Source organism: Shewanella sp. 10N.286.52.E4, assembly GCF_041468785.1.
In the GTDB taxonomy this organism is placed as follows: Bacteria; Pseudomonadota; Gammaproteobacteria; order Enterobacterales; family Shewanellaceae; genus Shewanella; species Shewanella electrodiphila.
This window is the reverse complement of sequence record NZ_JBFRJJ010000017.1, coordinates 102,951-122,928: the sequence shown is the minus strand read 5'-3', so window position 1 is coordinate 122,928 and position 19,978 is coordinate 102,951. Positions and strand designations below refer to the sequence as shown.

Sequence of the window (19,978 nt, the reverse complement as noted above, 5' to 3'; positions counted from 1 at the left end):
GATGGGTCCATATATGCCGAACTGGCCGTTTAACATGGATGTTATTTGTCATGGCCGAGCTTTCAGGGACGAGCTTGCTGCGTGTCACAGTCGAGCTTGCACAAAAGGCCGCTTTTTCACATCCATGTGATCGCGACATTCCGTTCATCCTGAACATCCCAGCGGCAGGCAATGGGTTAAATTGTAGTAATGGACTACTGAAAAAGAGCCAATATAAATTAAGTATAAAGTTGGTGCTGGTAAAACGTTTTTGCCCAAAGTTTGTTAGCTTTATATGACTGTATGGATATACAGTTATAATTAAAAAGCAGCAATTGACAGCACTTGCTTCTCGTTATGTAAAAGCAAAAATTCTCGGATTTACCATCCGAACAAATATATACCATTGAAAAATAACTATTTTATCACAGAGGAAGTTTACATAACGACCCAAATTAATTCTCGGTTATCTCAATTCTCGGTTTTATCCACTATTTAGTCGATTGATTTAAATTATGCTGGCTGTTAAGTTATTAAAATTATTAATAAATCAAGCTAAAAAGTGGTTGAGTTTTGGTAAGTGGCCTAGGGTGTTTATCGGAATTCTCGCTAATAAGCTGTTATGCGCCAAAATGGAGTATCGAAATTGTCAAATGATTCAAGTAAAAATAAAAGCAGCCTTTGGGATTGGGTAAAAGCAATTTCTACATTGATAGTTGTCGGGGTTTTATCTTATAAGGTTTATTTGACTCCAATAAATTTAACGGTTGACTTCCCTACATTGCTGTCACTGCTTTTAGCATTGTTCTCAGTAGGCTTAGCAGCTTTGTTTTATTTTAAAGCTACTGATACAAGCAATACTTTTTATGACAACACATATAATTTTACTAAAGATATAGCGCAACTATTAGTAAAAATGGAAAGTGGTTTTGGCGAAAGGCTTAGAAATCTTGATGAGGGTTATTCATCTATGAGGCAGTCTTTACAGCATTATAATGAAAAGCCGAATGACAAAGTCGAAGAGACAAAGAAGAAGATCGAAACCGAAAAGACAGAAATGGACAAAGTTGTTCAAGAGCGAAATCAAATAATCGAAACGTTAATTGAACGCGCCAATCTTCAAGAAGAAGAAAAGTCATCGATTACGGAGCAGTTGAAAGAGAAAGAAACTGAGCTTTCGGAAGCTCAAAAAGAGTTGAGCCGAATGAATAAGCGTTTGTTTATGGAGCGTATGGATAGAAAGCGCTCTAAAAATTTACCGTTAGACTTAGGGGCAGGAGTGCTTGATTTCACTCGGTCACATGTGATCAGAAAACTTGGGGCTGAACGCATATTGGAAGCACCGCGTTCATATATTGCTAAAAGGTTCGAGTCTTTACTTAATGATTTGCCTAGACAGTATTTTGAAGATCTCGAACGAGAAGGTCTATTTGACAATGGTTTAACGTCAAGAGGATATCGCTTGCTTGTCAATTTAGCTGAGCAAGAAATCGGCGCATAACAAAGCCATTAAAACGGATTCGTAACAGTTGGCTCGGTTCCGCTTCGCTACACATTATAGCCAACTGCTACTCACCGCTTATGGCGGCGTTATACAGATTTCAGACTGATGGAGAATTATCAAATGGAAGTACTTAATAAATTAGTTAATCCACCAAGTTCTAATTCCAATAATATGCGTGCATACATGCAAGCAATTTTGGAGGTTACAGGATTAATGTCTGGTCAAAAATACCCACTCGAGAAGTTCATGAGTAATTATGCTACTCACCTCAAGCCAAAAGAAAAATTCCCTTATCCTACTTTAAATAAAAACTCTGAAGGTATGTATAATCTTACTCCAGAAGGAGTAAGATTTTTCTCAAGTCGATTAACTGGTGAGCCTATTATTAAAGGCCAATCGGTAACAAGAGATGAAGTAATAAATATGATTAAGTGTCTAGTTGCTGACAGCCCAAGAGATGGTTGGGTAAAAATATCTGTATAACAAGGGTTTTCAAGACGGACAAATTACAGTTGGCTTTTTGTTCGTGCCTCACTTATTTTAGCCAACAGTAATTTGCCGCTTAAAACGGCGTTAAAGGAATAATTCATGAAATGGAGTTTCTTAATCCTACTCGTTTTATCATTTCCATCGAGTGCAATTATAATGCGACATGATGTAGATGAGTCTAAATATCTAGAATTTGCAAAAGATAATAAATCGATAGTTACCTTTTACGGAAATTATAGAGATAAAGAAATTGTCGAAGGAACTGGGACTCTAATTGCCGAAGATTGGGTGATTACCGCTGCTCATGTTGCCAATTATTTGTTAATTGATGGAAAAGTCAGGTTTAAAGATTCTTACTACAAGATAAAGAAAGTTGTTAAACATCCAGATTGGAAAGATAAGCAATTTCCAAATGATATAGCGCTTGTCCAGTTACAATCGACTATCCCTAATAGTGAAACTGTCGTTTTATATGACAAAGAGGATGAACTTCATAAAACTTTAACGTTTATCGGTCGCGGGGACTTTGGCACTGGTGAAATAGGAGTTGTCGGTGCTGATGATCGTTTAAGGGCAGCGCAAAATGTTGTCACGGAAACTTCTGGGCAGTGGATTCGGTTTAAGTTTGATAGTGAACAAGGCTCTTTGGCATTAGAGGGTATTAGTGGTCCAGGGGACTCTGGTGGACCAGCACTACTTAAAATGAATAATCGACTTTATATTGTGGGCGTTAGTTCATGGCAAAATGCAGAGCCAACAGAATGGCAAGAAGCTAAATATGGGGTAATTGAAAACTACTCTCGCATTTCATATTTCAAAAAATGGATAGAAAAATCTATGGAGTAGCAACTACATGGTCACCCATTCCATGTGACTAAATATCAAACACTCTATAAGGCTTTAGTTACTGCTTAATATTTGGTGATTAATGATGAAGTATTTAGTCCTTTGGCCATCAGTAAATGAATTTTGATGTTGGTGTGGGTGAGCAAAGTAAGAATAAGTAAAAGAAACCCAACAACTTTCAAAACAACTGTAAGCATCCGCACAAAAAGCTATTACCTCATCGACACATAAAACCATATAACTTAACGAATATCTAGTTGATAATAGGAGGTCACAGTAAGATAAACCATAATTATTTCATTGATATAGAATTATCATATAATGCTTTGAGGATAAATTTTTCAAATTAAAAATAGAGATTAATATGCCTTTTAAGCAGTATCATATTCACAATATTAGTATGTTTTTTCGTGCATGTATTACAGCTCAAACTAACACTTCAATAACGCCTTCAATCGCACAAAGAAAATCAACTGAGACTCTAGCTGTTAATGCATTACTGGCTTTATACCTTGGACTATTTACGTTATTTATGTGGTTCGAGCAATTCAGAATGCCTTATATTCACATGGAAAACTTAGAATTTTATTGGGAATTATTAAAATCAGGTCCGTTTTCTGATGCAGAGATGAACTATAGACCAGTTGCTATGCGTGAAATTGCTGACCTTTATATCTTGCAGTGGGCCCTCTTTGTATTAATACCTTTGTTTGCTTTAATCATTTTTGTCATTGCTCGGTCTAAACTTAAACAAATGCCAATGCATGAAGCTTCTCAAGGCGGAAAACTGTCCACATTCGGCAGAGTATTGGCACTCTTTATTGAAGGTAAAGCGCAGTTTTTAATGTTATTTGTAATTGGTTATAGTTTTTTTGCCACGTCAGCGTTTTCCCAATGGATGATAGATGCAGCCAAGGGCCATGCGGACTTCAACATTTATAGCTTGTTTTTTCCGTTAGCGTCGTTACTGCTTGTTTGGCAGTTTATTCGGCCTTTTGCCACTTACTATGTAATTACAATTAACAAAAAACAGTAATCATGCCCTATCGTGATTAAACTGTCCTTATCCTCAAATCGTTGTCCAGCTAGCAAATTTCAAAGCTCGTGGGGGAGTGTCTAGGCCTCGGTATTCAACCTTCTTTGAAAATAATTTTTTAAAGAAGGTTGTAGTTCATTAATTAGCCCACCCAGTCTAGCTTTATGTTATAACTTCAAAATAATGGGTGGCTATGTATTAGCTATAAAAAGATCTTTTAATGAAAGTCTAATTAACACTATAGCCTTTACCCTCTAGGCAAGCTGCGCGAGCTTGATAAAAGTTTTCCTCGCCTTGGGCATTTGCAGTTTGTACCTGAGCCTGTTGTTGCGCAGCTTGCTGCTGAGCCGCTTGTTGTTGCTGTTCAGCTTGTTGAATATTACTGCGGCGACTTTGACGTCTTGCTGCCACAGCGCCAATAGCGGCTCCATTTTGCGCTGCGTCACTACGATCATCATCACCAAATTCGGCAATCATAGCGCCAGCGGCTGCACCAGCCATAACTCCTCGCATGCCAGAGCCTCTATCAGCAGAGTCATTACTATCAGGTGTAACTTGTGTCGGTTGCGTTGTTGTGGCGATAGTTTGTGGCTGACTTGGGTTATAGCCAGTTTGCGATACAGCCCAACTATTACAACTTGCCTCATCACTAGCCTGTAGCTCTGAACTTTGATTTTGCTGAGGAAAAACATACTGCTCAGCATAACTACTATTAATGACGGTAAAATTCATCACTGCGGCAACGGCAAAAGTAGATACAAGACCTGCTGTTTTTAGCAATAAAGTCTGATTAAGCTTAGACATAATACCTCCAATAAAAGTTAGATAATCAATTGTTGTTATTCAAGAGCGCAACAGTCATTTTCAACATAAATCATTTGCAACATAAGTCATTTGCAAAATCAGCTCTGTTTAACAACCAGATGAATAACTGCGCTTTAACAGCACAAATAATCGCCGATTACTGGCAGTAATAGTTACCATTTAGCGCCATAAATAAAATCAAATGACACCTAACTGAGATATGAATCCCCCCTAAAAGACATGAAGGGAAAGCCAAAGGAAAACGAAAAAGGGAAAACGAAGAAGAATTTAGAAACTATGCTTTGCAGAAGAGTGAGTCTAATTGGCTAAAAACGAGCAAGATGCTCATTTTGTATTTATTTACTCCCCAAAAAAATTGAGAGCAATGAACTGCAAACTCAGAACAGCCCAAGAAAGCTGGTAAATTAACAAAACATAAACGCAGTTCCACCAGCAAAATTTCTCACTGCAATAATGCTTTTCCCTTGCACCAAACCACAAAGGCTATTAACCCGTTTTTCAACACTTTGTTGTAGTCGAGATTTTAATTTATTCAGATCAATACTCTGGGATTTATATTGATAAAATCGATGTAAATAGATGACCCCGAGACGCTTAGGTGTCATTTTTTGAGTACTGGACTTATCAATTGAACGAAAGTAATAACTTAATTGCTTTCGCTTTCTTGCAACTCGATAAAAACGATCAGCATCAATTTCACCCTCTCTAAACTCCAATATTGTCTCTTTAAGCGAACCTGTATGCTGTAAAGCCCGCGCAATTCTGTGGCCCACACCAGGTATGCGGTAACTAGCAACACAGGATTTAAAGCGTTTTTTATGTAAAGTATCAGGAATAAACAATGGATCGTAGATAATGGTTAATGGCGTTTCACAATGGCTTGCATCAATATGAGACATATCTTGAACTTGCAGTTCGGTGTGTTTACTCAGCTTTGGATCCCACGGTGCATTAGGTTGCCAATAGGTACTTAGCGGCATGAGTAATAAGGCTTTATCTAGCTTTAACGCTTTGGCATGAAATGCTGCTGCAAAACCGCCTTTACTACAGCCATAACCAATCCGAGCGGGAAATGGGAATAATGAATCAGACAAGTCATCAATAAATGCGGCAAACTTTGCTGAGTCAAAATAATGGGTTTCACCACCAATATGATTAAACGAAATCACATTCATTTTCTTTTTAGCAAAAAACTGAAAACTCCATGCCTGCTGGTCAGCATCAACTTGCTCTTGCGACATCGCATTACTAGAAGGGGGAAATGTCACCATTAAAGGCTCATCAGTATCAAAGATATGATATTGAACCAATACATTGTCAACTTGTAAGCGTACAGATTGGTGATAAGTCAGCATTGTTAACTCCCCAGTTTGCAGCACACCATTTAAAGGCGTGAACTTGCCAAACGACATAATTTAAATCGCATGCTACAAGACTAATTGGGGATTAAAAGTGTTAACTCACTTAAGGTTAAATCTACACGCAGCGTGTAAAAAAACAGCAAGGATGACGTTGCACTTGTTAAGAATTTGAAACCGCCACGCCATTAAAAATTAATTCAACTGTTGATTTTGTCGTCAGCAAATTCACAAGCTTGAACTCAGTTGAGTCAAGCATTGCAAAATTTCATTCGAAGCTATTAGCCCTCTTTAAATACGCCCACAAAAAACCGAACGACGGCTATCGCCATGAATACCTGTACCAACATATTTAATGACACCGTAATATCAAAACTTGGTGTAAGGTGCAGCGCACTCATGGTTAGCACTACCAGTAAATTAGCACCAATCACTTTTTGCAAAGCTAATTGAGGTGCTGCACAAAGTCGCCAAATCACCACTATATTGACAAAATAAAACATGGCTAAATGCCACACTTCTGTAAAAGAAGGCATGATAAATACATATTCCAATGTCACTAAAGCGCCAAAAATACAGATACCGACCAAAGCTTCATTGACAATAAATTTTGGTAATGCAATTAAATTAACAGCCATCACCGCAGACAACATCGGAAACATATAACCATTAGGTAATGGTGTGTATATCCACAAAGCAAAACTGGTCGCTAATGCCGCCATTACAATTAAGCCATCTTTAATGCGCAACGATAGCGGAAGCGCAATATCCCATTGTTTAACTAACTCCTGCCATGTCAAAGTCACGTTAATATCAGTAAAGGTTTTGCTGTTTTTATCAATACGTGTTGAGGTGCTCAGCAAATAATCTTTAGCTACCTGAATACGCGTCACCATTGATGCGCTCTGCATCAATTTTTCGTTCAGTTGAATAAGGCTATCTTCATTAGAAACGGCTTGCAGTAAAGACACTTTAATCACTTCAGGATTAGCATCTGCATTGCCGACGATACTCTTAGCTTGCTCAAGCCATTGAGTTAAACGCTCAATCGTTTCGTAACTCGCAATGGTCAATAGCTTCCACTGTTTACGTTGATGGGATAATTGGTAACTCCCTGCACTGGGCAAATCTAAAATTAAACTTTGGGATTTGATGCTTTCGGTCATCTTAACTAAGTTAGCCTGATGGGCTAAAAGCTGATCTATACTCACCTCTTTTTTGCCATTCAAGCAGTCGGTTAGCTCTGCAACTAATTCAGTTAATTGCTCTGTGATGCTGTTGTGTTGTGCATAAAAATTGACTTCAGAATTTATCGGCCAGACAAATCGATACACAAGCGAGAACATCACCACGCCCAGTAATGTTTCTTGTAAGCGAAGAAAAATCATATTGACTGATGTTATATCGTCAAAGCTTCCCATAAAGCATATTAAAGTACATACAATAAACGTAATTCTGACAAAGTATCCGTGTTTGCGATCATAAGACATCACAGTACTAATGCCAGCAAGCAATATAAATGTCCCAATAAATAGCATTCGCTCTTGGGCAAAAAAGGCAATCATTGCAATAGCAATGCTAGCCCCCACTATTGTGCCCATAATACGGTTTTGTGCAGCTTGAATTGAATGGCTATATGATTCATTTGCCGCCAATGTAACAACGGTAATGGCTGCCCAATAAGGCTTTTCCCAGCCAAATAACAATGCCAATACAATGGCACTGGTAAAAGCCAGAGCGACTTTAATGGCTTCTTTAGTAGCAAGACCCAGCATATTAATCCCCTTTTGCACCATAAATATCAGGTCTGCAGCTTATTAAGCGCCATTAAAAATTTGCACTGAGGCGGTGGTGCCAACACGCAGTTGTACGTCTTCAGGAACATGTTCAATATGGATCTTAACGGGAATACGCTGTGCTAAACGGATCCATTGAAAATTAGGGTTCACATTAGGTAATAAGGTATTACCTGTGCTGCCATCTGACTTAGCAATACCAAAGCCAATGCTTTCAACTTTCGCTTCTATCGGGCTATCTGGGTTCATCATTAACGTCACGCGTGCTTCATCCCCCATATTCACCCCTTGTAAATCAGTTTCTTTAAAGAAACCTTCAATCCAAAAACTGTTCTCATCAATCAAGGCAACAACAGGGTTATTAGCCACAACCTGGGCGCCTTGCCTAAGGTTTAGATTGGTAATAAAGCCGTCTGTAGGCGCTGTAACATGGGTATAAGCCACATTAAGTTCAGCTTGTTCAACCACTGCATCTGCTGCAGCCAAGTTAGCTTTAGCTGTTTGCACCGCGTTTTGAAAGTTATTCAAATCAAGCTCAGAAACCGTGCCGTGCTTGAGACTCTCAAGTTCCACTGCGCGGTGATTTTCATTTTTAGCTTTATCTACTAATGCGCTCGCCTGCATCTGCTTTGCTTTAGCATTACTTAACTCAGCTTGGTAAATACTCGGGTCAATTTCAAACAGTAATTGGCCTTTCTTAACGCGGCTATTATCGTCTACCAGCACGTTCGTTACAGGGCCTGTCACTCTTGGGGTTATTTGAATAATGTGCGCTCTTACTTGGCCGTCACGGGTCCAAGGATTTTCAGCGTAGTTTTGATACTGGCTTAACACTGCTATTGCAGCAATCACAACCATCACCAGTGTGGTAATTATACGAAACATATCGAGCTCCAAAGTCTGATGAGTTAGGTAAAAGCAATAAATCGGCTTAATAGCACGGTAAATATCACCACCATGCAAAGTTCAACTAATGCTGGCAACGCTATAACACGCTGCCAACCGAGTTTGCCAGCAACAAATGTAACCGCGACGGTAAGAAAATAAGCTAACATTACAACGATTAACAGCGGCGGAAAGTACACTTCTCCAATCGCAAATTCATGAGGCATTTGTGTCACCAATCGAGTTATAACTAAAAAGGGAGCAGCATCACAAAATAAGCAATACTGCTAATGACGATAATTGTATCGATTGATTAATGTTTGTTGTAATCGCTTAAAGAGGATGTAACCCATCAAACTTGAACCCAAGACAGACCCTTTTTACCAATGACTGAATAGAGACTATCTTTAATAATATTTAGTGAGGCACGAACATCGTATTCAATGAGCCAATAATCGCTCAAATAAACCATTTTGAGTGGGTTTGTTAAAACAAATGATGAGTATGAGCAAAGCAGGTAAAAAAAATACCTCATAAGCAACTGAATACGCTTGCTTACTGTTTCAATTGATACAGGGTTTAATTACACTGACTCTTGAAGGTAATTTTCTCAATCTGCATCAAATGACGTAGCTTGGCGAGTCACTTAACCAGAAATAATGATAAATGGAGCCCATACCCGATGAATTTTAGCTTAGAGCAATTACGCGCATTCGTTGCGGTTTATGAACAGCGATCATTTAGTAAAGCTGCAGTTAAGTTAGATAAGCACCGTACAACTATTGGGCAAGTGATTACCAACCTAGAAGATCAAGTCGCAGTAGAGCTGTTTAATCGTGTCGGTCGCAGTGTCGAAGCAACAGAAGATGGTGAGCTGCTTTATCGCTATGCTAAAACAACGGTACAACAAGCACTGACTTTCGATAAAGTGGCGCTCAGTTTATCTTTTGGTGGGCTTGAATCTATTACTATCGCTTATGGCAGCTTTATGTCACCAGGGCTCTTAACCGACATTCGTCTTAAGTTGCTGGAAGAGTTTCCCAATATGAAAGTGCACTATGTTGTTCGCACGAAACCAGAAATCAAAAAAGGCATTGAAGATGGCAGTATTCATCTGGCTATTGTCAATGTTTACAACAGTAAAGTGGTTAATAGTATCGACTTTACCTTCCTAAAGAATTTAGAATTTTACTTATATACAGGTAAAGATCACCCTTTAGCGACTGCCCCTAAAAATAAAACCATGTCTATGATGAAGTCATCAAAGCAATTAGTATTGAAAGCCATGCTCGATGACGATATGGCACAAAAAGTCATATTATCTTCAGATCATGAAATCATCGATCAAATGACATTAATACTAAAACTACTCGAAGCGAATGTTGGCTGGGCTTTACTGCCTAGCTTAGTGACCATATCACCAAGCTACCAAGAAAAAGTCGTTACGTTCAAATCTGAACAGTTGCTTGATCATGTTAGTGTCCCTATAGCGTTATGGGCACCGTATTCAAAACAAATTGCGCCAATTAAAGAGATTGTTTCCAATATCTTTGCAGAGTATCCCTACCCTAAAGGTTTAGACTAACTTATTTGTAACTCACTTTTCTTCAAACGGCTTATTGGGTTTTACCATTAAGCCGTTTTTGTATCCGCATCACTTTTCACTTTTCACTCGGTCTGAATAGAATACGGCTTCACGACTCACCTCTTTTCATATCTCTTAAGGGATGTTTTCACAAAATCTTGCTCAAATAAAATAATCTCCTCGCTAGGAGCCTCACTTCTAGTTGCTCATAAAAATCAATAACCTAATACATAAAACTATTCTACTTTCTCTCATGACATAAGACTACGAAGGGTTTGATCCATCAAATGGGATTAATTGTGTCTAGTTTCCTGCCCTAATATTGCTGCCGAAACCACGAACTATCACTCACATTCAGTTTAATAGTGAATAAGTAAATGGTTCAAATTAACCAGTGACTATTCACTTTTGAATTTAATTTTAGGCAGCAAATATTATGAGCATTATCGAAAATCTATTTGCCGTATCTCCTTACATCGCTTTATTTATTACACTCGCGTTAGGTTACCTCATCGGTAAAATCACCATCGGCCGTTTTGTGCTGGGTGGCGTAGCAGGAACCTTAATCATGGGCGTGTTAATTGGCCAATTTGGAGTACAAATAGATCCAGGTGTAAAAACCATTTTCTTCGCGTTATTCATTTACGCAGTCGGTTATCAAGGTGGGCCACAATTTTTCAGTGCGCTTAACTTCAAAACCATCAATATCTTATTGTCAGCGGTTGTCATGACAGTCACAGGTTTACTCTGTGTACTTGCTGCAGCATTGATGTTTGATCTTGATAGCGGCACAGCTGCAGGTCTTGCAGCAGGTGGCTTAACACAATCAGCCATTATTGGTACAGCAGGTGATGCTATATCACAGCTAGGTAACGTCACCGAAGAAGCTAAACAGTTGATGCAAACCAACGTAGCAGTCGGTTATGCCGTGACCTACATCTTTGGTTCATTAGGTCCAATATTAATGGTGTCATGGTTGATTCCAACCTTTATGAAATGGGACATCCGCGGCGAAGCACTTAAGCTTGCTGAAAAAATGTCAGACGGTAAAGCAGAGCTTGCACCTGGTGAGTTTAACGCTATTAGCGATCTGGTATCTCGTGCCTATCAAATTGATGACAGCAGCGATTTTATTAGCCGCACCAGCCAACAAATCAATAAAGATTTGCTCGATATCGCTATCGAAATGATTGACCGTAACGGTAATGCCATTGAGCTTGATAAAGACATCACAATTCAAGCTGGCGACATTGTCATTGTCACAGGCCGCCGTGAAGCGATTGCAGGTTATATGAGCACTGCAACCAGCGAAGTCGCTATGCCAAAAGGCATCAACTTAATTGAAGAAAACCGCCAGCTTATTGCGAAAGATGCCAGCTTAGTGGGTAAAACCATTGCTGAAGTTAAAGCAAAAGCCAATGCGGATACTTACCGTGGTGTTTATGTCACAGACATTATTCGTGGTGGTCATTCACAAGATGTTGATGCTGACTTTATCGTCGCTAAAGACGACATCATTCAGTTAACGGGCACCGCTAAAGACATTAACCGTGTAGAGAAAAATATTGGTAAACGTTTAGGTTCAGCCTTTGCCACCGACTTTATCTTCTTTGGTTTAGGTATGGTTGCAGGTCTGCTAATTGGCCTAATCAGTTTCGAAATTGCCGGTATTCCCGTCACAATTGGTTCAGGCGCAGGTTGTTTAATTTCAGGCTTATTCGTGGGTTGGTTACGTAGCCGTAAACCTGCTATTGGCTCACTACCTCTAGGTGCATCTAACTTCTTACGTGATTTTGGTTTAGCGGTGTTTGTCGGCATTGTTGGTCTACAAGCAGGTCCAGAAGCCATTAATACCATGAAAGAACACGGTTTAACTTTATTGTTCTTGGGTATGGCAGTGACCATTATTCCACAAATCATTTCATTCTTTATTTCTTATTACGTATTGAAAATTAAGAATCCAATTGAAGCTTTAGCTTGTGTTTCTGGTGGCCGCAGCGCTAACCCAGCATTCGCAGCCTTACTTGAAAAAGCAGGCAACGCGACACCAGTATTTGCTTTCACAGTGACTTATGCCATTGCCAATGTATTGCTCACCCTTTGGGGCCCAATCATTGTCGGCATCATTTCAACTCAGTAGCTTCAACCTGATTTTTCAACGTAATAGTTTCAAACAAAACACATTTCGGCGAGTGAGTTCACTCAACTGACTCGCCAATAATCAGATTTTAAAATATCAATAGGTACATACTATGAACAAGCAAAATACTAACGACCTAATGGCAATCGATTTCACACAATTTGCCGACTTAAGCCCATTTGAATTGAAAGATAAACTTATCGAAGTTGCACAAGCAGTGCCTGATCGCACATTATTAGATGCTGGCCGTGGTAACCCAAACTTTTTAGCCACCTTGCCACGTAAAGCGTTCCTTCGTTTAGGTGACTTTGCATTAGAAGAGTCAGAGCGCAGCTACTCATACCTCAATGAAGGGTTTGGCGGTATCCCAGATGGTGACGGTGTGGTTGCCCGTTTCGATACTTTTGCTAAAGCGAACCAAGGCCGTGAAGGCGTTGAGTTTTTACAAAAAGCGGTTAGCTATGCCAAAGACCGTTTAGGCATCGAAAAACAGTCTTTCTTACATGAATTTGTTAACGCATTCCTTGCGTGTAACTACCCTGTACCTTCACGTATGCTGACTAACATCGAGAAAGTGGTAAAACAGTACATCGGCGAAGAAATGTATGGTGATTTGCCAATGAATTCTGACTTTGATTTGTTTGCTACTGAAGGCGGCACTGCGTCAATGACCTATACCTTCGCCACAATGGCAAACAATGGTCTGCTTAAAAAAGGCGACAAAGTGGCACTTATCACGCCAATCTTTACCCCTTACTTAGAAATTCCAGAGCTTGCTGAGTACGATCTAGAAATCGTTGAAATTCGCCTTGATGAAACCACATGGCAGTTACCGCAATCAGAAATTGAAAAATTAGCTGATACTGATATCAAACTACTTTGTGTGGTTAACCCAGCAAACCCAGCGTCAGTGAAATTTTCTGACGATACACTGAACCGCTTAACTGACTTTGTAAACACACAGCGTAGTGACTTATTTATCATTACTGATGACGTATACAGCACCTTTGCAGACAACTTTGTGTCACTGTTTGCAAAACTGCCATACAACACTTTATGTGTGTACTCATTCTCAAAATACTTCGGTGCAACCGGCTGGCGTTTAGGCACCATTGGTATCCATCACAGCAATGTGTTTGATGATGCTATGCGTGCCCTACCTGAAGCTCATCAGCTAGAACTTGATAACCGCTACAAAACGATCACTCCTGATCCTCGTAGCATTAAATTTATCGACCGTATCGTTGCTGATAGCCGCGCGGTAGCACTAAACCACACCGCGGGTTTAGCATTACCACAGCAAGTTCAAATGGCGTTGTTCTCTTTAAATTGCTTAATGGATTTAGAAGACAACTACAAAGCAGCTTGTAAACGCATTATCCGTGAACGTTACATCACCCTATACAAAAACATGGGGATTGAAGTTGAAGAAAACGTCGACCGTGTTGATTACTACACCTTACTAGAGCTAGACACTTTAGGTGGCAAACTTTATGGTGAAGCGTTTGTTGAATGGTTCAAAGACAGCGGTAAAGGCAAAGACTTCCTATTCCGTTTAGCTCACAAAACGGGAGTTATCTTACTTCCAGGTAAAGGCTTTGACGTCGTGCATCCATCAGTTCGTGTTTCTTTAGCAAACTTAACTCATCACGAATACGAGTTAATTGGCCGTGAAACACGCTCAGTATTGAACGATTACTTTACTGAGTTTCAAGCAGCTACTGCGTAATGAATAACACCTGTATTGGCTCACTAAACTGAGCCAGTACTCGTGACAGTAATCGTGACAGTACTAGTGCCAAACTATTACTAAAACTATTACCAGTAATAACCGTCAATACTATTGTAAATACTAACGCCAATCATTAGATTGGCGTGTTTGTATGCTCGAATAGCTTTTCTAAGAATCTTCATAAAACCTTGTGCATAAGAAAGCCTTACTGGTGGATTTCATCCATCAACAAGGATTATGACTATTCAAGATCACAGACTATCATTAGCCATATTGAAATCAATCGCGTAAGCCTTTATAAGCTAACGTTAACCAGCACCATCATTGTCAGAGCACGGCATTCTTCCAGTATTGTGCTCGCATTGTTCATCACAACTTTACTTATAATAGGTCATTACATGAAAGGTATTATTTCAATTCAATCTCACGTGGTTTTTGGGCATGCAGGTAACAGTTCTGCCGTGTTCCCTCTGCAGCGCATGGGCATGGAAGTGTGGCCTATTCATACGGTGCAATTTTCAAATCACACCCAATATAAACAAGGTTGGAAAGGTCGTGCATTTTCTGCTGACGACATCAACCAACTTGTGGCAGGTATCGACAACATAGGTAAACTGGCGGATTGCCAAGCGATACTTTCAGGTTATCAAGGCAGTGCAGAACAATGCCAGGCAATTATCCATACCGTTAACAGTGTAAAACAACAAAACCCTGCTGCGATTTATGTGTGCGATCCTGTGATGGGCGATCCTGAAAAAGGCTGCATTCTGGCAGACGGGATCACTGAGCAATTAATCAATGATGTCATGCCTATCGCAGATGTCATTGTGCCTAACCAATTTGAATTAACTCAATTTACAGGCATGGAAATCAATAACCTAGAACAAGCAAAACTCGCCTGCGAAAAAGCACTGACTCTAGGACCTAAAATCGTATTAGTAAAGCACCTGCACTCTATTGCTGATGACACCTTTACCATGATGTTAGCCACTGCAGATGGCATGTATATTTCCCAGCGACCACAGCTTGAATTTAACCGCCAGCCTGTTGGTGTGGGGGATTTAATATCAGCGTTGTTTACTGGGGGGCTATTACAAGACATGAGCGCAGTAACAGCATTTGAACATGCCACTAACGCTTGTTATGGGGTATTAAAAGAAACCCATAAAAGGCAAGAGTGGGAGCTACAAACCATTGCTGCTCAAGCTGAACTCGTTCAGCCAACTGAAGTCTTTCACGCCAAAGTTGTTTAAGACTTAGGCATAAAAAAGCAGGAATCAATTAGATTCCTGCAAACTAGGTGGGGGGGAGTTACAACAGTCACTACACACCCAAAGTAGTGACTGCAAGATGTTTCATCCGCTTAGCATTAATAGTTAGCTTGGAATGTTAACCATAATTTATCGGTATCATTTGAAAAGTCATAGCCTTCATCTGCACCGCTGAAGCTGGCATATTTCACACCTAAGCTGTAATGCTTAGCAAATGGGTAAGTAGCAGCAACGCCCCACTCTGTTCCCATATCAATATCGCCATAATCTGATTCAAACTGGTGATATTTGGCTAGTAATTTAAGACCGGCAACTTTACCCGTTAAGATCACATGGGTATCGACTAAACCGTTATCCCAGTTACCTTTTCCGCCAAACAAGAATTTGTCAGTCCAACCGTTAAAGGCATGAAGTGTTGCTAATGGTGTAATAAAGCCAGCTTTACCACTATCAGAACCTAATACTTCATAACCCACTTTTGCGCCAAAGGCGTCAAAATCGATACCCGCACCTAACTTGTAGTAATCCGCGCTGTAACTTACAGGGTTATCACCCCCTTCAGACTGCTGCGCATATTCAGCTTCATAACTGACTTTCAGCGCATCTAATTTGATATTACCCGCAGCTCGAATACCAAAGGTATCAGTAGAAAAGGCAGCAACATCAGTATTATCAATCAAGTAACCATAACCGGTTAAATTAACGAACTCTAAACCTTTATAATTGATATTGATTAAGCTGGTTTCGTTTTCATGTTCTTCTTTACCTGAACCTTCAGGGAAAATACGATTTACATTAGCGACATACGCATAGTAAGCCGTCAAGTTTTCAATCGCGGTGTTTTTAATCGAAACCGCATCATAAGTTTGTTCATTTTGACGGAAGCCCACACCACCAACAAAACGCTGGTTATCTAATAATATGCGTTGGCGACCTAATTTAGCTAACGTTTCAGCAGGGCCTTTATACCCAATAAAACCTTGGTTGATTTGGGTATATTTATAATCACCGATCAGTGGTTCATTATCCGTAGAGCGAACATCATCAACTTCCGCTACTGCAAATAAATTATATATATCACCTGTTTGATAAGTTAAACGTGTGCGTAATGTGGTTTGGTTTTGTTGATCCACATTGGCAACATCGACATCTTCATAGCGCAATCTAAATTGCACATTCACTGACGAGTCATCGATAAAGGCTTTTTTCAATGGGTCAACAGTTTCAGTTTCAGCATAGGCCGTAGAAGTCGCTAAACTGGCAAGAACGGCTAATGTGAGGGTACTTAATTTCATTTATTGTAATCCTTTTATTTCATCATCTCGAGTGATGTTATAAAGGTGAAATGAAATGAAATAATTGATCTAGAACAATGTTACAAAAGAGCTACAATTACGCATCAATATTTGTGAGCCAGATCATTAACTTATACTAAATTAGCATACCTCGAAATAGGTATTTTTAGCATTAACTCATATATTATTTACTAAATAATTGATTACCGTTTTACTTTTATCCTGCCAATAAAGCCTAAATAAAAATGACTATCCAAAAAAAAGCCTGAAATAAGCATTTCAGGCTTTTTAAAACTTAGGCAAATTTAGCAACCAGTATCAGTTATTTGATAGAAAGCGGGCTCTGAATTGTTACCATCAACCAAATAGTGCAATGAGCAATTACTGCTTATGTCATAACCTTGAGGAAATATATACACGCCAGAGTTTGGAATATTGTAAATCCCCCAATCTTCACTAAATTCATCAGTTGCTCCTGCAATCTGAGCGAACGAGCCTTCTAAAGCTTTAGGTAAGTTAACGTTAGTTGCTGTGATATAACCTAGGGTAGTCGATATTTTGATGCCGTTATGATCAATCTCACCGGGATCAAGTGTCTCTTGAGAGCCAATAACCGCTTTTGAATAAACTAACGAATTAGCTGATTGAATACTGCCTTGTAAGCTGCTTAAATTCGCCTTAACGGCATCGGATTTAATATCAATAAATTTAGGGGCTGCAACCACCGCAAGTACACCTAAAATAATAATAACAACCACAAGTTCAATTAAAGTAAAACCGCGTTGAATGGGGTATTTCATAACAAATATTCACTGACAGCATCATATTTATCTATTGGAAAAATATGAAATAGTTAAAGGAAGGCCGATAATACTCCAACCATGAACCCGCCACTACAACATAAATAGCACTGATAAGTACATTTATTAACTTTTACACAGTTTTGTTATCAAGATCTTATTTTTTGTCGTCTGCTCTACAGCTTATTAGAGCAGCTCTTGTTTAATTAATTTGAGTAAAAAAGTTTCACGCTCAATGGATAAACCTTTTTTGTCACTGTTCGCCATGGTATCGAGATTATGTTGGATAGCTTCATCAATATCCATCCACACGGGTTTCATACCATTGTTAATCTCATGGGACTCAAACTGGGTTTCACCCAATTCACTATCTATCTCGCAGGTATAGCAATATGACAACATATGAATCAATGTCATGCCATCGCGACTCCAAGGGCGATATTCCTCATACAAGCCAAACTCTTTAATATTACGAATTGATTTAGCGCCAGTTTCTTCTTGTAATTCTCGTACTAAACCTTGCTCAACCTCTTCATGATCATCAACCCCACCACCAGGTAAAGTGTAATCATGATAACGCTCGGTATAGAGCATTAAAATAGTATTACCTTGCAGTACAATTGCCCTCGCAGCTCGGCGAGTTAACATTGAGTCTTGCTGTTGAGCTACAAACTGACTAGGTGTGTCGGGGTGGTGGCTGGTTTTTAAATGGCGCATAACAAGATCATCAAAATAAAAACGCGCATGATACGCTATTTTTCATAGGAAATATTCCTCCCCTCATTTCGACTGCTAATAATTTTTAAATCAAAAAACATATGTAAGTATTAAAGGAAATCAATCTAATCAAACCACCCGCAACAATTAAGTAACAATCACGCTGTTTCCCCTCATTTTCTGCACCGTTTCTGCACTTTTTAACGCTAGGATAAACCAAACTCAATTAAGCAAGCGCTTAACAAGTAGACCTCTGTACCTAGAGGCTTGTAAACAGCTCTTGATAACTGCCTATTTATAAATTGCTTTTTATAACAAGTGGAAGCCCTTGCCATGAAACTCTTTGCCCCGACCAAGCAACACTCAATTAGCCTAATAAAGTCAGCCTTATTTGTACTCATCACAAGCACATTACTGGCTTGTGGCAGTAGCGATGATGATACTGCTGTTGTTGAAGATGCTGATGAAGTTATCACCACTCCAGACGACTCTACTGATGATTCAGGTGATGACTCTGATGATGATTCAGGAGATGACTCTGATGATGATTCTGGAGACGACTCTGATAATGAAACGCCTGGAACAGGTTCAACAGATGGTGTGCTGTGTGATTATGTAAATAGCACCTATAACGAATCTGAATCGGTTTATAACACCAGTAATGCCGAGTGGACTTGCGAGGAAGGTGAACGCTTGCTTGATGCTAATGGGATCCCTGATCATGAAGTGGGATTATTTCCTAATGCAAATAATCCAAACAGCATTTATGAGCAAGATGTTTCTGCCAGTTACACCTTAACCCCTGAAGAAAGTAACACTGCTACAACCCTTGGTGGCCCCAGAGGTGTTTTAGGCTATGTACTTAATGGGGTAAAAATTGATGCGAGCACCGCAGGCACTTGTGATGACTCTGGTGATGATTGCAGTTTAGTTGGCAATGACGGCAACTGGAATATTGAAGCATTGGGCCAATCAAGTTTCAACTTTGGCACCGATGACAATAACGCCCATGTTCAACCTGGCGGTGAATACCATTACCATGGCATGCCAGAAGGCTTCGTCACTTTACAAGGTGGTAGCAGCGATAAAATGACCATTGTCGGCTGGGCAGCAGATGGCTTTCCTATTTATGCTCGTTACGGCTATAGCATCGCAGACGATGCCAGTTCTGCCATTAAAACCATTACAGGCAGTTATCAGTTAGTGACCAACGCCAGCAGTAGCAGACCATCAACCGACATATATCCATTGGGTACATTCGCGCAAGATTGGGAGTACGTAGCAGGTTCAGGTGATTTGGATGAGTGTAATGGCCGTGTTGGGGTCACTCCTGAGTTTCCTGATGGCATTTATCATTACTATGCCACTGACAGCTACCCCTACTTTCAACGTTGTGTAAAAGGTGAACTGTAAATAACTGTCTAACTATTGGCATCATGATGAAGTCAATGGAGCCATCAAGCATAAAACCTATTAAGAGTATGAGTACATGAAATTAATAAAGAAACTCGCTGCAGGGATCACTACTTGTATCATCTTGAGTGGATTAACATTCTCATCTGTTCAGGCACATATGATGGTGGCCCAACATGGCACAATTAACTTAGTCGATGATGGTGCCTTTATGGTGCTATCACTGCCGGTGTCGGCGTTTCATTTTCTTGATAATAGTCTGACTGAACTTGATGGCTCTGATGCTGCTGATGGCTCTGATGGCTCT

18 protein-coding genes and 1 pseudogene are annotated in these 19,978 nt (G+C 39.7%); 11 read left to right on the top strand and 8 right to left on the bottom strand.

What is annotated here, in order from left to right; translation table 11 throughout:
* The 5 genes from AB4153_RS09405 to AB4153_RS09385 all read left to right on the top strand — a co-directional run.
* On the top strand, positions 1 to 278 hold a 278-nt coding region (locus AB4153_RS09405), incomplete at its 5' end, for a hypothetical protein (RefSeq protein ID WP_371997179.1).
* Positions 279 to 625: 347 nt separating this feature from the next.
* Positions 626 to 1,480 (top strand): hypothetical protein, encoded by an 855-nt coding sequence (locus tag AB4153_RS09400; protein ID WP_371997178.1) that lies wholly within the window; start codon positions 626 to 628, stop codon positions 1,478 to 1,480.
* Between the two features lie 123 nt (positions 1,481 to 1,603).
* Entirely contained in the window at positions 1,604 to 1,966 is a 363-nt protein-coding gene (locus tag AB4153_RS09395; RefSeq protein ID WP_371997176.1) for a hypothetical protein, read from the top strand.
* A gap of 105 nt (positions 1,967 to 2,071) precedes the next feature.
* On the top strand, positions 2,072 to 2,818 hold the full coding sequence (locus AB4153_RS09390) for a trypsin-like serine protease (protein WP_371997174.1): 747 nt from the start codon (positions 2,072 to 2,074) through the stop codon (positions 2,816 to 2,818).
* A 568-nt stretch (positions 2,819 to 3,386) separates the two neighbouring features.
* Positions 3,387 to 3,854, top strand: a complete 468-nt coding sequence (locus AB4153_RS09385; RefSeq protein ID WP_371997173.1) for a hypothetical protein — start codon at positions 3,387 to 3,389, stop codon at positions 3,852 to 3,854.
* A 228-nt stretch (positions 3,855 to 4,082) separates the two neighbouring features.
* On the opposite strand, the gene AB4153_RS09380 is transcribed toward AB4153_RS09385, so the two are convergent.
* From AB4153_RS09380 to AB4153_RS09360, 5 genes are all read right to left on the bottom strand, one after another.
* Entirely contained in the window at positions 4,083 to 4,658 is a 576-nt protein-coding gene (locus AB4153_RS09380; RefSeq protein ID WP_371997172.1) for a hypothetical protein, read from the bottom strand.
* Positions 4,659 to 5,083: 425 nt separating this feature from the next.
* On the bottom strand, positions 5,084 to 6,034 hold the full coding sequence (locus AB4153_RS09375; RefSeq protein ID WP_303514978.1) for a hypothetical protein: 951 nt from the start codon (positions 6,032 to 6,034) through the stop codon (positions 5,084 to 5,086).
* 284 nt (positions 6,035 to 6,318) lie between these two features.
* On the bottom strand, positions 6,319 to 7,812 hold the full coding sequence (locus tag AB4153_RS09370; protein ID WP_157936242.1) for an FUSC family protein: 1,494 nt from the start codon (positions 7,810 to 7,812) through the stop codon (positions 6,319 to 6,321).
* Positions 7,813 to 7,854: 42 nt separating this feature from the next.
* A complete protein-coding gene (locus tag AB4153_RS09365; RefSeq protein WP_102529442.1) occupies positions 7,855 to 8,718 on the bottom strand; it encodes an HlyD family secretion protein in 864 nt (287 codons plus the stop codon).
* 23 nt (positions 8,719 to 8,741) lie between these two features.
* On the bottom strand, positions 8,742 to 8,945 hold the full coding sequence (locus tag AB4153_RS09360; RefSeq protein WP_198589612.1) for a DUF1656 domain-containing protein: 204 nt from the start codon (positions 8,943 to 8,945) through the stop codon (positions 8,742 to 8,744).
* 455 nt (positions 8,946 to 9,400) lie between these two features.
* Here AB4153_RS09360 and AB4153_RS09355 point away from each other — a divergent pair, with 455 nt between their 5' ends.
* The 4 genes from AB4153_RS09355 to pdxY all read left to right on the top strand — a co-directional run bounded on the left by AB4153_RS09355 (position 9,401) and on the right by pdxY (position 15,428).
* A complete protein-coding gene (locus tag AB4153_RS09355) occupies positions 9,401 to 10,303 on the top strand; it encodes a LysR family transcriptional regulator (protein ID WP_371997171.1) in 903 nt (300 codons plus the stop codon).
* Positions 10,304 to 10,739: 436 nt separating this feature from the next.
* Complete coding sequence (gene aspT, locus AB4153_RS09350) at positions 10,740 to 12,443, top strand: aspartate-alanine antiporter (protein ID WP_102529439.1); 1,704 nt, start codon at positions 10,740 to 10,742, stop codon at positions 12,441 to 12,443.
* Between the two features lie 112 nt (positions 12,444 to 12,555).
* Positions 12,556 to 14,172 (top strand): bifunctional aspartate transaminase/aspartate 4-decarboxylase, encoded by a 1,617-nt coding sequence (locus tag AB4153_RS09345; RefSeq protein ID WP_371997169.1) that lies wholly within the window; start codon positions 12,556 to 12,558, stop codon positions 14,170 to 14,172.
* Between the two features lie 401 nt (positions 14,173 to 14,573).
* Positions 14,574 to 15,428 (top strand): pyridoxal kinase PdxY, encoded by an 855-nt coding sequence (gene pdxY, locus AB4153_RS09340; protein ID WP_371997167.1) that lies wholly within the window; start codon positions 14,574 to 14,576, stop codon positions 15,426 to 15,428.
* A 116-nt stretch (positions 15,429 to 15,544) separates the two neighbouring features.
* Here the strand turns inward: pdxY and AB4153_RS09335 are convergent, their stop codons facing one another.
* The 3 genes from AB4153_RS09335 to AB4153_RS09325 all read right to left on the bottom strand — a co-directional run bounded on the left by AB4153_RS09335 (position 15,545) and on the right by AB4153_RS09325 (position 18,258).
* The gene (locus AB4153_RS09335) at positions 15,545 to 16,741 is read right to left on the bottom strand and encodes an alginate export family protein (RefSeq protein WP_102529436.1); all 1,197 of its coding nucleotides are present in this window, start codon (positions 16,739 to 16,741) and stop codon (positions 15,545 to 15,547) included.
* 305 nt (positions 16,742 to 17,046) lie between these two features.
* Entirely contained in the window at positions 17,047 to 17,541 is a 495-nt protein-coding gene (locus AB4153_RS09330; protein WP_371997165.1) for a Tfp pilus assembly protein FimT/FimU, read from the bottom strand.
* 186 nt (positions 17,542 to 17,727) lie between these two features.
* Entirely contained in the window at positions 17,728 to 18,258 is a 531-nt protein-coding gene (locus AB4153_RS09325) for an NUDIX hydrolase (protein WP_248955416.1), read from the bottom strand.
* Positions 18,259 to 18,591: 333 nt separating this feature from the next.
* Here AB4153_RS09325 and AB4153_RS09320 point away from each other — a divergent pair, with 333 nt between their 5' ends.
* Together AB4153_RS09320 and AB4153_RS09315 are read left to right on the top strand one after the other, a co-directional pair.
* Entirely contained in the window at positions 18,592 to 19,671 is a 1,080-nt protein-coding gene (locus AB4153_RS09320) for a YHYH protein (RefSeq protein ID WP_371997164.1), read from the top strand.
* A gap of 76 nt (positions 19,672 to 19,747) precedes the next feature.
* Positions 19,748 to 19,978, top strand: a pseudogene (locus AB4153_RS09315) (hypothetical protein); the annotation flags it as partial.

What these genes read in the sequence shown, in the direction of transcription:
- AB4153_RS09325 (WP_248955416.1), bottom strand. Translation starts at nt 18,258, where the DNA reads ATGCGCCATTTAAAAACCAGCCACCACCCCGACACACCTAGTCAGTTT.
- AB4153_RS09360 (WP_198589612.1), bottom strand. Translation starts at nt 8,945, where the DNA reads ATGCCTCATGAATTTGCGATTGGAGAAGTGTACTTTCCGCCGCTGTTA.
- AB4153_RS09335 (WP_102529436.1), bottom strand. Translation starts at nt 16,741, where the DNA reads ATGAAATTAAGTACCCTCACATTAGCCGTTCTTGCCAGTTTAGCGACT.
- AB4153_RS09345 (WP_371997169.1), top strand. Translation starts at nt 12,556, where the DNA reads ATGAACAAGCAAAATACTAACGACCTAATGGCAATCGATTTCACACAA.
- AB4153_RS09320 (WP_371997164.1), top strand. Translation starts at nt 18,592, where the DNA reads ATGAAACTCTTTGCCCCGACCAAGCAACACTCAATTAGCCTAATAAAG.
- AB4153_RS09380 (WP_371997172.1), bottom strand. Translation starts at nt 4,658, where the DNA reads ATGTCTAAGCTTAATCAGACTTTATTGCTAAAAACAGCAGGTCTTGTA.
- AB4153_RS09365 (WP_102529442.1), bottom strand. Translation starts at nt 8,718, where the DNA reads ATGTTTCGTATAATTACCACACTGGTGATGGTTGTGATTGCTGCAATA.
- AB4153_RS09330 (WP_371997165.1), bottom strand. Translation starts at nt 17,541, where the DNA reads ATGAAATACCCCATTCAACGCGGTTTTACTTTAATTGAACTTGTGGTT.
- AB4153_RS09385 (WP_371997173.1), top strand. Translation starts at nt 3,387, where the DNA reads ATGGAAAACTTAGAATTTTATTGGGAATTATTAAAATCAGGTCCGTTT.
- AB4153_RS09370 (WP_157936242.1), bottom strand. Translation starts at nt 7,812, where the DNA reads ATGCTGGGTCTTGCTACTAAAGAAGCCATTAAAGTCGCTCTGGCTTTT.
- pdxY (WP_371997167.1), top strand. Translation starts at nt 14,574, where the DNA reads ATGAAAGGTATTATTTCAATTCAATCTCACGTGGTTTTTGGGCATGCA.
- AB4153_RS09355 (WP_371997171.1), top strand. Translation starts at nt 9,401, where the DNA reads ATGAATTTTAGCTTAGAGCAATTACGCGCATTCGTTGCGGTTTATGAA.
- AB4153_RS09375 (WP_303514978.1), bottom strand. Translation starts at nt 6,034, where the DNA reads ATGCTGACTTATCACCAATCTGTACGCTTACAAGTTGACAATGTATTG.
- aspT (WP_102529439.1), top strand. Translation starts at nt 10,740, where the DNA reads ATGAGCATTATCGAAAATCTATTTGCCGTATCTCCTTACATCGCTTTA.
- AB4153_RS09395 (WP_371997176.1), top strand. Translation starts at nt 1,604, where the DNA reads ATGGAAGTACTTAATAAATTAGTTAATCCACCAAGTTCTAATTCCAAT.
- AB4153_RS09390 (WP_371997174.1), top strand. Translation starts at nt 2,072, where the DNA reads ATGAAATGGAGTTTCTTAATCCTACTCGTTTTATCATTTCCATCGAGT.